Below are 11,500 nucleotides of genomic sequence, written 5' to 3' on the forward strand. Positions count from 1 at the left end.
GTCGCCCCCGCGTCCAGCGGCCACCACTCGTGCACCGTGCGGATGCCGAACAGCTCACGCAGCCTGGCGTCCATGCCGCCCTGCCTGATCCGGTCGTCCGTGTCCACGACCCCGGTGAAGAACCCGCACACCAGGTCAGGCGGGTCGGCCGTCGGACGGCGCCCGGTCAGCGACCGCGCATGCCCTTGCGGTCGGGCCGGGCGCGGGTCGGGTCGATGCCCTTCGGGATCGGCAGCTTCATGCCGCCGATGGCCTTGAGGCGCTTGCTGATCTCGGCCACCTCGGCGCGGGTCAGCGTCGACTTGAGCCTGGTGACGGCGCGCGCGACCTTGGTCAGCGGCACCTGCCCCTCGCCGTCGCCGCACTGGATCACCGTGACCGGCACGTTCGACAGGATGCGGCTGACCTTCTTGCGCTCCTGGTCGAGCAGCCGCGTCACGCGGTGCGACGGCCCCTCGGAGACGAGCACCACGCCGGCCCGGCCCACGCCCCGGAACACGAAGTCCTGGTTGCGGGCGTCGACGGCGACCGGCTCGTCCTCGAACGTCCAGCCACCGCGCACGGTGCCGAGCGCCGCACGTGCCGCACCGGGCTGCCCGGCGATCTGCGTGTAGGCCGCCTTCTCGGCGCTGCGCGACAGCACGAACATCGCCGCGAGCACGCCGAACGGCACGCCGATGACCAGCGCGTAGACCCACGGGCCCGCGAGGACGCCGATGAGCAGCGCTACCGCGACGACTCCGACGAACGCGGCGAGCATCCACCAGGTGACGAGCGGGTTCTGCTTGCGGGTCATCTGGTAGACGTCCCACAGCTGGTGATACCAGCGGCGCTTCTTGGGCTTCTTCTGCTTGGTGACGGACGCGTCGTCGCGCGCTTCGCCTCCGGACGAGGTTCGGGCCATGGTCATCGATTCTAGTGCGCTGCGAGCGTTCGGCGTGCCGGGTCAGCGCGCCAGCAGGCTCGCCGCCTCCTGACGGGAGGTGGTGGGCTGGGCGAGGTGCGACAGCGCCTCGGGGATCGGGCGGCCGTGCTTGGTCATCGCCTGGCCCCACAGGCGGCCCGCGCGGTACGACGAACGCACCAGCGGCCCCGCCATGACGCCGAGGAAGCCGATCTCCTCCGCTGTCTCGGACAGCTCCACGAACTCCTCCGGCCGCACCCAGCGGTCCACCGGGTGGTGGCGCAGCGACGGGCGCAGGTACTGGGTGATCGTGATGATGTCGCAACCGGCGTCGTGCAGGTCCTGCAGCGCCTGCTTGACCTCGTCGACCGTCTCGCCCATGCCGAGGATCAGGTTGGACTTGGTCACGAGGCCGGCGTCGCGGGCCCGGGTGATCACCGAGAGCGACCGCTCGTAGGTGAACGCCGGTCGGATCTGCTTGAAGATGCGCGGCACGGTCTCGACGTTGTGCGTGAGCACCTCGGGGCGCGACTCGTTGACGGCGTCCAGCAGCTCGGGGATGGCGTTGAAGTCGGGGATCAGCAGCTCGACGCCGGTGCCCGGGTTCAGCGCGTGGATCTGGCGCACGGTCTCGGCGTAGAGCCAGGCCCCGCCGTCGGCCAGGTCGTCGCGGGCGACGCCGGTGACGGTCGAGTACTTCAGGCCCATGGTCCGCACGGACTCGGCGACGCGGCGCGGCTCGTCCTTGTCGAAGTCGGCGGGCTTGCCGGTGTCGATCTGGCAGAAGTCGCAACGGCGCGTGCACTGGTCACCGCCGATGAGGAAGGTGGCCTCGCGGTCCTCCCAGCACTCGAAGATGTTGGGACAGCCGGCCTCCTCGCACACCGTGTGCAGGCCCTCGCCCTTGACGAGCGATTTCATGTCGCGGTACTCGGGGCCCATCACCGCCCGGGTCTTGATCCACTCGGGCTTCTTCTCGATGGGCGTGGCCGAGTTGCGCGCTTCGATGCGCAACATGCGTCGGCCTTCAGGTGCGATGGTCACGCAGATCCCTCCCAGGTCAGCGGGTTGGCCCAGCCTATGCCTCGCGCGCCCGGCGTCGCGCGGGCGTCGGGCGGGTGACAAGTGGCGTTCGTCACGCGGTCGCGGTCATGGCCTCCGACGGCGCGTCGTCGGCCGCCAGCAGGGGCGCCAGACGCTCGATCAAGGCCGCCTGCAGGAGCGGTCGCACCTCGTCGACGGCGACCCGGCGGCCGAGCTCGGCGGTCAGCGACGTGACGTCGGCGTCCTCCGCTGGGATGCCGCACGGCACGATGTGGTCGAACGCGGTCAGGTCGGCGTCGCAGTTCAGGGCCAGGCCGTGCATGGTGACGCCCTTGGCGACGCGCGCGCCGATGGCGCAGATCTTGCGCTCCAGCCGCGCGTCGGGGACGTCGGGGGAGTCCGCGGCGACCCAGACGCCGGAGCGGCCCTCGACCCGCATGGTCTCGACGCCGAGCGTGGCGCACACGTCCATCACGGCCTGCTCCAGCGTGCGGACGTACTCGACGACGTCGAACGGCTTGGCGAGCTTGATGATCGGGTAGGCCACGATCTGGCCCGGCCCGTGCCAGGTGATCTTGCCGCCGCGGTCCACCTTGATGACGGCGGTGCCGTCGGTCGGGTACTCGTCCCGGTGCGTGCGCGCCCCCGCCGTGTAGACGGACTCGTGCTCGAGGAAGAAGACCGTGTCGGCCAGCTCGTCCGCGCGGACGCCCTCGTGGGTGCGCCGCTGCAGGTCCCAGCCCTCGTGGTACTCGACGTGCCCGGAGAGATGACGAATATCCATGCCCGCCACCCTAAGCCCGCGTGGTGACGGGGCAGGAAGCAGGGCAGCAGGCAGGGCAGCAGCCAAGTCAGGTCAGCGCGTCGGGAGGGGCTCCGACGGGCAGCTCGTCAGCACGTCCTCCATGGCGTCGTGCTCGGCGGGCGTGATCCAGAGCTCGTACTCGGCCTTCACCGCGATCTGCCGGGCCACGTACTCGCAGCGGTACGCCTGGTTCTCCGGGAGCCACTCGGCGGCGTCCTTGGCGCCCTTGCCCATGTTGGCCGGGCCGTCGGAGGCCACCAGGTTGAGCGGGTCGTTCGCGATCTCGACGCGCTTGTCCTTGTCCCAGTCGGCCGCGCCGGTGGTCCAGGCGTTCATCAGCGCCACGACGTGGTCGATCTGCACGTCACCGGAGCGCTCGCCGCGCTCGAAGTCGATGGTCTCGCCCGTGTACGGGTCGTCGAGCGTGCCGGAGGCCACCTCGCAGGAGTCGCCGTCGGTCAGCACGAAGTCGTCGAGGTCCCGCTGGAGCATGTCGTTGCGGGTGTCGCAGCCGTTGCCGTCGACGTCCTTCCAGGCGCTGCCGAAGTCGGACTCGCGGTCGTAGCCGTCCTTGGTGGCGGCGTCCTGCACCGTGAGGGTGTCCAGCGCCGCGAGGGCGGAACCCTCCGCGCCCTCCGCGGGGGCGACGTCGTCACCCAGGGACTTGACGACGAAATTGCCTGCGAGCACGAGCGCCGCGACGGCGATCAGCACGAGCTGCAGGGTCTTGCGGTTCTGGCTGGACTTCTTGGCTGTGGCGGACACAAGCCCCTCATTCTGTCGGCCGGTGGTCCGGACCGCAGATGGCCGGACAAAGACTAAGAACGTGCGAAACGTACCTCTTGCCCCAGTCTGCCAGAGTTGTGTTACGGGGATTAAGCGGCTGACCAGTAATCTCGCGTCGCTGCTCCCCGCGGGGCACGATGGGGCCATGGCACTTCGGATCGGGATTGTCGGCTACGGCGGAGCGGGCAGGCAAATTCACGCTCGACTGGCGCGAGCTGCGGGTATGTCGGTAACGGCGGTCGTCGCGCGCGACCCGGGACGGCGCGTCCAGGCGGCCGGCGACTGGCCGGGCGCGCGGCTGTTCAACGACCTGACGACGATGCTCGCGGAGCCCGGGCTCTACGACCTCGTGGTCATCGCCAGCCCCTCCTCGCTGCACGCCGAGCACGCGAACGCGGTCTCCGTGGCGGGCAAGCCCTTCGTGCTGGACAAGCCCATCGCGACGACGGCGGCCGAGGCGCGCCGGGTGGTGAGCGCGGCGTCGGCGTCGGGCACGCCGTTCACCGTGTTCCACAACCGGCGCTGGGACCCGGAGCAGCTCACGCTCAAGGCGCTGCTGGACCGGGGCGACCTCGGCAAGGTGCACACCTTCGAGCGGCACTGGGAGCGCTGGCGGCCCAAGCCGCAGCAGCGGTGGAAGGAGAACGACACCGTGGGCGGCGGGCTCCTGCTCGACCTCGGCCCGCACCTCGTGGACTCGGCGACCCAGCTGTTCGGGCCGGTCGTGTCCGTGTATGCCGAGACCCGCGCGCTCTCGACGCCCACCGAGGACGACGTCTTCCTCGTGCTGCACCACGCCGCGCCGGGCACGAAGCCCGGTGTCGTCCCGGGCCGGGCGGCGGCCGCCGACGTCCTGTTCGGCGTCGAGCCGCCCGCCAAGGGCGTGGTCTCGCGGCTCTGGGCCGGCTCCCTGGTCGGCGCGCCCGGCCCCCGCACGCGCGTGCTGGGGGACGGCGGCGCGTACGTGGTCAACTCGTTCGAGGGCGACGCCTCGCCGTTCGACGTGCTCGACGACGACCAGCCCGACGGCACCCACGGCTGGCTCACCCGCGGCCGGGAGCGCACCGCCGTGCCGCAGCCCCGCGGCGGGCACGAGGACTTCTATTCGGCCGTGGCCGAATGGCTCGCCGGTGAGGCCGACGTGCCGGTCGACCCGGCCGACGCCGTGCGCACCGCGGAGGTGCTGGACGCGGCCCGGATCTCGGCCCAGGAGGGGCGCCTCGTCGACGTGTGACGCAACGTTCGCGCAGGTCCTGGCGCGGCGCCGGCGGCGCACCCAGGTCTGACGAGCAGGGCCCGGCGGTCACCCGCCGGGCCCTTTGTCGTTCCCCGGAGTTCACCCACAGGGCTCACGATTCGGCAAATCCTGTGGATAAAGAGCGGGCTCCGATTCACGGAGTTCTCATGAACGGGTGCACTACATCGAATCCGCGGAACTGGTCCGCGTAGCCGTCCCGACGGACGCTGCGTCTCGGGACCTTCTGGTGCGCCGCCTGGACACCCTCGCGACACTGGACCACCCCCATCTCGTGCCGCTCATCGCGATCTCGCCGAACGGACCGGACAACCTCGATGTCCGGCTGTCGCGGACGGGCGCGGTCGACCTGCCGACCGCAGTCGGCTCCCGTGGCCCCCTGACCGCCGCCGAGGGCGCGGGCATCACCGTCGCCGTCGCGCAGGCCCTGGCCGCGCTGCACAGCGTGGGCCTGGTCCACGGCGGCGTGCGGCCCACAGACGTGCTGCTCCGCAGCGACGGCAGCGCCGTGCTGCGCCCGCGCGTGACGCTGCCCGAGCACAGCGACGACCCCGTCGACGTCACCTCGCTGGCCACGCTCGTCGAGTCCGTGCTGGGCTTCCCCGGCCCGAGCCTGGACTCCAAGGCCGACCAGGCGCTGCGGTCCGTACTGGCCCGCGCCCGCGCGGAGGACCCGCGCGACCGGCCCGAGCCGGGCACGCTCGCGGCGCTCGCGAACGACGCCGTGCGGCCCGTGCCCGTCCGGCTCCCGGACGGCTCGGTGCTCGTCTCGGCCGCCATCAGCGGCCCGGTGCCCATCGCCGGCCACGTGCCGCTCGGGGCGCACACGCCGTCGGCGTGGCGCTCGGCCGCGCGAACCCTCACGGGGTCCATCGCCGCCGTCGACGCCCGCACCTGGGCGGCCACCGCGCGCCGCCGGGCCACGCTGCCGATCACCGGCCGCGGAGCCGGTGCCCGACCGGGCGCCAAGGCCGTCGAGCCGCGCACCACCGTGGGCACCGTGCTCGCGTCGGTCATGATCGCGGCCGGCGTCGTCGCGGGGATCTCCGCGGGCGTCACCGCGATCCCCGAGGCCTTCGGCGGTGAGGAGCCCGTGGTCGCGGCGCCGTCGCCCGAGGCCTCGGCCACCGTGTGGGGCGGCATCAACCCGGTAAGCAACGCCAAGGACCCGGCGGGCGCCGCGGTCGAGCTGACCGAGCGTCGCCTGGCCCTGCTGGCGGGCGCCGTGTCCGACATCAGCCTGGTCAACCTCGAGGGTTCGCCGGCCTACCGGGCCGACCAGCAGATCCTCGAGGAGCTCAAGCAGAACAAGGCCCAGGTGGTCGGCGCCTCCGCGGAGATCAGCTCCACCGAGGTCGTGACGCAGGGCCCGGGAGCCGCGTCGGCCGTCCAGAGCGCGACCACGACGTCGAACAAGACGTCCGACTCCGGCGAGAGCAAGGCGTCGAACAAGCGGGAGCCGATCGAGGCGGTCGTCCGGATCGAGTACACGATCACGGCGCACATGCAGGTGTCCCACAGCGGCGATACGGCCGTGCCCGCCTCGGAGGAGTCGGCGGACCTCACCCTGGTCTGGACCCCGGGCGGCTGGCGGGTCAGCGAGGTCCGCTGAGCCGGACGGCGTCAGGCACCGGCGGCCGGGCGGCCCGCTACCCAGCGGGCCGCCGCCTCCGGGTCGGCGTGCGTCCAGGTGAACCCCGTGCGGTTCAGCACGGCGGGCACCGCGCGCTGCGAGGCGATCAGGTCGTCGGCGAGCTGCCCGAGCGCGATCCGTAGCGCGAACCTGGGCACCGCCAGCCCTGCCGGCCGAGAGAGCGCGCGGGCGAGCGCCCGGGTCAGCTCCCGGTTGGTGGTGGGCTCGGGCGCGACGGCGTTGACGGGTCCGCGGACGTTCGCGTCGATCACGTGCCGGATCGCCGCGACCTCGTCGGCCAGCGTGATCCAGCTCCACCACTGCCGGCCGCTGCCGAGCGGTCCGCCCACGCCCAGGCGCAGGAGCGGCAGCATCCGGCCGAGCGCCCCGCCCGACGGCGCGAGCACGATGCCGCTGCGCAGCCACACCACCCGCGCGCCGGCCTCCGCGGCGGGGGCCGTGGCGTTCTCCCACGCCTTGACCAGGTGCGCGAGGAAGTCGTCCCCGCGCTCCGACGCCTCGGTCAGCAGCTCGTCCCCGCGGTCCCCGTACGCTCCGACCGCGGAGGCGTTGACCAGCACCGGCGGCCCGTCCAGCCGCGCGATCGTGCGGGCCAGCAGGCTCGTGGTGGTGGTGCGCGAGCCCAGGAGCTTCTGCTTGTAGGCGGGGGTCCAGCGGTGGTCGCCGATCCCGGCCCCGGCCAGGTTCACGACGGCGTCCGCGCCCTCCAGCGCGGCCGGGTCGAGCTCTCCGGTCCGCGGGTCCCAGAGCACCTGCCGGACGGCGTCGGCCTCATCGGGGGCGGCCTCGCCGGGGGCGGCCTCGCCGGCGGCCGAGCCGTCGTCGGACTCCGCGCCCCGGCGCACCAGTCGGCGCACACCGTGACCCCGCTCCACGAGGTCCGCGACCAGCGCGGAACCGACGAGACCGTGGGACCCGGCCACCACTACGTCCATCCCGCGAATCTAGCCTGCCCGGCGCCCCCACGGCTGTCCCCGGGGACGGGCCCGCGGTTGCCTCCGGGAACGACCGTGGCCGGCCCCGAACCCGGGACCGGCCACAGCGCACTACCTGCTGGTCGACGTCGGGCGCGCGAGGCTACCCGGCCGACCCGGAGGTCTTGGTCAGAGACCGACCTCTGCCTCGAACGCGCCCTCTTCGATGCGGTTCTTGATCGCGGTGAGGAAGCGCGCGGCGTCCGCACCGTCGACCAGGCGGTGGTCGTAGGACAGGAAGATGTACGACATCGAGCGCACCGCGATGCTCTCGTTGCCCTCGGCGTCGGTCACCACGACCGGGCGCTTGGTGATGGTGCCCGTGCCCAGGATGGCCGCGTGGCCCAGCGGCACGATCGGCGTGTCGATGAGCGAGCCGCCCGAGCCGGTGTTCGTGATGTTGAACGTGCTGCCCGAGAGCTCGTCCGGCGTGACCTTGTTGGCCCGGGTGCGCGCACCCAGGTCCTGGATCTGCCGGGCGATGCCCGCGAGGTTCAGGTCGCCCGCGTTCTTGATGACCGGGACCACCAGGCCGCGCTCGGTGTCGACGGCGATGCCGACGTTCTCCGAGCCGTGGTAGGTGATCTCGCCCTTCTCGGTGTCGATCGTGGCGTTGATCTTCGGGTACGCCTTGAGCGCCTCGACGGCCGCCTGCGTGAAGAACGGCAGGAACGTCAGCTTGGCGCCCTCGCGAGCGGCGAAGGACTCCTTGGCCTTGGCCCGGAGCTTCGCGACGCGCGTGACGTCGACCTCCATGACCGTGGTCAGCTGGGCCTGCGTCTGCACCGCCTCGAGCATGCGCTCGGCGACGATCTTGCGTAGGCGCGACATCTTCTCGGTGGTGCCACGCAGCGGCGACACCTCGAGCTTGGCCGCGGGGGCCTTGGCGGCCGCGGGCGCTGCGGCAGCTGCCGGAGCGGCCTTCGCCTCGGCCGCGGCGAGCACGTCCTCCTTGCGGATACGGCCGCCGACACCGGTGCCCGTCACCGTGGCGACGTCGACGCCCTTCTCCGCGGCGAGCTTGCGCACGAGCGGGGTCAGGTACGAGCCGGCGGTGCGACCGGCGGCAGCGGCGGGAGCCGGTGCGGCCGGAGCCGGAGCAGCAGGGGCGGGCGCGGCGGGCGCCGGTGCCGGAGCGGCCGGAGCCGGCGCGGGCGCCGGAGCAGCAGGCGCCGGAGCAGCGGGGGCCGGAGCAGGAGCGGCGGCGGGAGCAGCCGGAGCCGGAGCAGCCGGGGCCTCGGCCGCCGGAGCGGCGGCACCGGAGCCGACGCGGGCCAGGATGGCGCCGACCTCGACGGTCTCGTCTTCCTTGACCAGGATCTCCTGGAGCTTGCCGGCGACCGGCGACGGGATCTCGGTGTCGACCTTGTCGGTCGAGACCTCGAGGAGCGGCTCGTCGACGGCGACGTCGTCACCGACCTCCTTGAGCCAGCGCGTCACGGTGCCCTCGGTGACGGACTCGCCCAGGGCGGGCAGCGGCACGTCGGTACCGCCACCGGCCGGAGCCGGAGCAGCGGCGGGCGCGGGGGCCTCGGCGGCGGGCGCCTCGGCGGGCGTGGCCTCGGCCGGCTGAGCCGGCTCGGGCTCGGCCGCGGGGGCCTCCGCGGCTGCGGGCTCGGCCGCGGGCGCCGCCGGGGCGGCACCGGAGCCGGAGCCGTCGCCGATGACGGCGAGGGTGGCGCCGACCTCCACGGTGTCGTCCTCCTGGACGAGGATCTGCTCGAGGACGCCGGCGATCGGCGACGGGATCTCGGTGTCGACCTTGTCGGTCGACACCTCGAGCAGCGGCTCGTCGACGGCGACCTCGTCGCCGACAGCCTTGAGCCAGCGGGTGACAGTGCCCTCGGTGACGGATTCGCCGAGGGCCGGCAGCTGCACGTTCTCAGACATGACCTGTGAGGTCTCCTTTGTCGTTATGGTCAGTTGTGGGCGTGCAGAGGCTTGCCGGCCAGTGCCATGTGTGCCTCTCCGAGTGCCTCGTTCTGGGTGGGATGTGCGTGGACGAGCGAGGCGACGTCCTCAGGGAACGCCTCCCAGCCCACGATGAGCTGGCCCTCGCCGATCAGCTCGCCCACACGCGAGCCGATCAGGTGCATACCGACCACGGGTCCGTCCTTGCGGCGCACCAGCTTGGCGAAGCCCTGGGTACCCAGGATCTTGCTCTTGCCGTTGCCCGCGAGGTTGTACTCGATGGTCTCCACCTGGTCCGGACCGTACAGCTCGGCGGCCTTCGCCTCGGTGACGCCTACCGACGCCACCTCCGGCTCGCAGTAGGTGACGCGCGGGATCGCCGCCTCGTCGATCGGCGCGGGCGACTGGCCCGCGATCTGCTCGGCCACGTAGATGCCCTGCGCGAACCCGCGATGGGCGAGCTGCAGGCCCGGCACGATGTCGCCGACCGCCCAGACCTGCCCGCCGGCCGGCGTGGTGACGCCGGTGCGGAGCAGCTCGTCGGTCAGGACGAAACCGCGGTCGACGCGCACGCCGGCGGCCTCGTACCCGAGGTCGGCGGTCCGCGCACCGCGTCCGACGGCGACGAGCAGCAGCTCGGCGTCGAACGTGGCGCCCGACTCGAGCTCGACCTTGACGGCGTCGTCGGACTGCTTGACCTGGGCGAAGCGGTCGCCCAGGGAGAACTTGATGCCGCGCTTGCGGAACGCGCGCTCCAGCGCCTTCGAGAGGGCGACGTCCTCGTTCGGCACGAGGTGGGGCAGCGCCTCGACGATCTGTACGTCGGCGCCGAAGGACTTCCAGACGCTGGCGAACTCGACGCCGATCACGCCGCCGCCGAGCACCACCACGGACTTCGGCACGGTGTCCAGCGTCAGCGCCTGGTCGGAGGTGATGACGCGGCCGCCGAGGTCGAGGCCCGGCAGGCTCCGGGCGTACGAGCCGGTCGCGAGCACCACGTGGGTGCCGGTGAGGCGGCGCGTTGCGCCGTCCGCGGCGGTGACCTCGACGACGTCGGGGGCGGCGAGCGTGCCGTGCCCCTCGACGACGGTGATCTTCCGCGAGGCGATCAGCCCCTGCAGGCCCTTGTAGAGACCGGCGACCACGGAGTCCTTGTAGGCGAGCACGCCGGGCATGTCGATGCCGTCCAGCGTGGTGCGGACGCCGAACTGCGCGCCGTGCGCGGCGGCGTCGGCCACCTCGGCGGCGTGCAGGAGGGCCTTGGTGGGCACGCAGCCGACGTGCAGGCAGGTGCCGCCGAGCTTGTCCTTCTCCACGAGGGCCACGCTCTGGCCGAGCTGTGCGGCGCGGAGGGCGGCCGCGTAGCCGCCGCTTCCCCCACCGAGCACGACGACGTCGTACGTGTCCGGGTTGTCATGCGTAGGCAAGTGCTGGCTCCTCATGGATGGCGGAGGTGACTGCGACTGCTGCGCGGGTTGGCGCCGCATGCCATCTTGACACTTCAGCGGGCGTGGCCCCAATCGTGCACCCCGTCTGTCGGGTGTGACCGTGGCGACATTGACGCTTCCCGCGCCGCTGTGAAAAGGCGGACCGCCGGTTCTGCCGGTGCGAACCAGCGGCTCCGTCGGGCACCTTCCGGGCATTGCTCGGACAGAAGGTGCGAGTTTCCTGCGATGTGCGTGGAGATGCCTAGGACACTGCCGCTCTCGCTAGTACCCTCGGTGCATGCCTCGCCAGTCCCGTAGCTCGCTCGCGCGTTTCTTCCAGCGGCGCTCCACGCCCGGCAGCGGCGCGCGCCCGACCGGCAACGACGCGCGTCGCCAGACCCTGGCACACCTCGGTGAGTTCATCTCGTCGCGGGTCGGCGTCGAGGCCTACGTGGAGCCGCCGACCACCGACATCCCCAGCACCATCCTGCTCGTGGCCAGCACGGGGGAGTGGACGCGCCGCCGGGTGCCCGACGAGCGCACCGCCTTCGACATCGCGAACCAGCTCGGGGTGCCCGTGTACAACGTTCGGTTCACGGGCTACCCGCAGCGGATGCGCGACTGGAACAGCGCTCAGCGCAAGAAGTGATCCCGCCGAGGTAGAACCCGGCGAGATAGAACCGCAGCGAGATAGAACTCTGGCGAAGCAGCAGCTGCTGCTTCGCCAGAGTTCTATCTCG

The 11,500-nt window shown here is 72.4% G+C and carries 11 protein-coding genes; 3 read left to right on the top strand and 8 right to left on the bottom strand.

All coding sequences use genetic code 11. The features are described 5' to 3' along the window. The 5 genes from ACFU5G_RS25715 to ACFU5G_RS25735 all read right to left on the bottom strand — a co-directional run. Positions 1–131: beta-galactosidase trimerization domain-containing protein (locus ACFU5G_RS25715; RefSeq protein WP_377251222.1), on the bottom strand; the 131-nt coding region annotated here is incomplete at its 3' end. 35 nt (positions 132–166) lie between these two features. Beyond that, positions 167–904, bottom strand: a complete 738-nt coding sequence (locus ACFU5G_RS25720; RefSeq protein WP_377229785.1) for a DUF4191 domain-containing protein — start codon at positions 902–904, stop codon at positions 167–169. 42 nt (positions 905–946) lie between these two features. Then, positions 947–1,948: a lipoyl synthase gene (lipA, locus tag ACFU5G_RS25725; protein ID WP_377251204.1), complete on the bottom strand. Its 1,002-nt coding sequence runs from the start codon at positions 1,946–1,948 to the stop codon at positions 947–949. Positions 1,949–2,039: 91 nt separating this feature from the next. Continuing rightward, positions 2,040–2,732, bottom strand: a complete 693-nt coding sequence (lipB, locus tag ACFU5G_RS25730) for a lipoyl(octanoyl) transferase LipB (RefSeq protein WP_377251206.1) — start codon at positions 2,730–2,732, stop codon at positions 2,040–2,042. Between the two features lie 72 nt (positions 2,733–2,804). Beyond that, the gene (locus tag ACFU5G_RS25735) at positions 2,805–3,518 is read right to left on the bottom strand and encodes an HNH endonuclease family protein (RefSeq protein WP_377251208.1); all 714 of its coding nucleotides are present in this window, start codon (positions 3,516–3,518) and stop codon (positions 2,805–2,807) included. A gap of 166 nt (positions 3,519–3,684) precedes the next feature. Here ACFU5G_RS25735 and ACFU5G_RS25740 point away from each other — a divergent pair, with 166 nt between their 5' ends. Further along, positions 3,685–4,773, top strand: a complete 1,089-nt coding sequence (locus ACFU5G_RS25740) for a Gfo/Idh/MocA family oxidoreductase (RefSeq protein WP_377251210.1) — start codon at positions 3,685–3,687, stop codon at positions 4,771–4,773. 250 nt (positions 4,774–5,023) lie between these two features. Further along, positions 5,024–6,406, top strand: a complete 1,383-nt coding sequence (locus ACFU5G_RS25745) for a hypothetical protein (RefSeq protein WP_377251212.1) — start codon at positions 5,024–5,026, stop codon at positions 6,404–6,406. 11 nt (positions 6,407–6,417) lie between these two features. On the opposite strand, the gene ACFU5G_RS25750 is transcribed toward ACFU5G_RS25745, so the two are convergent. From ACFU5G_RS25750 to lpdA, 3 genes are all read right to left on the bottom strand, one after another. Further along, entirely contained in the window at positions 6,418–7,383 is a 966-nt protein-coding gene (locus tag ACFU5G_RS25750; RefSeq protein ID WP_377251214.1) for a TIGR01777 family oxidoreductase, read from the bottom strand. Between the two features lie 168 nt (positions 7,384–7,551). Then, positions 7,552–9,312 carry a 2-oxoglutarate dehydrogenase, E2 component, dihydrolipoamide succinyltransferase gene (gene sucB, locus ACFU5G_RS25755; RefSeq protein ID WP_377251216.1) on the bottom strand — a complete coding sequence of 587 codons (1,761 nt, stop codon included), beginning with the start codon at positions 9,310–9,312 and terminating at the stop codon, positions 7,552–7,554. 29 nt (positions 9,313–9,341) lie between these two features. After that, positions 9,342–10,775, bottom strand: a complete 1,434-nt coding sequence (lpdA, locus tag ACFU5G_RS25760) for a dihydrolipoyl dehydrogenase (RefSeq protein ID WP_377251218.1) — start codon at positions 10,773–10,775, stop codon at positions 9,342–9,344. Between the two features lie 283 nt (positions 10,776–11,058). Between lpdA and ACFU5G_RS25765 the strand changes: the two genes are divergently transcribed. After that, positions 11,059–11,409, top strand: coding sequence for an oxidoreductase (locus ACFU5G_RS25765; RefSeq protein ID WP_377251220.1), 351 nt, complete (start codon positions 11,059–11,061; stop codon positions 11,407–11,409). The last annotated feature ends 91 nt before the right edge of the window (positions 11,410–11,500 follow it).

The sequence above is a fragment of the Promicromonospora sp. NPDC057488 genome (genome assembly GCF_042802395.1).
In the GTDB taxonomy this organism is placed as follows: Bacteria; Actinomycetota; Actinomycetes; order Actinomycetales; family Cellulomonadaceae; genus Promicromonospora.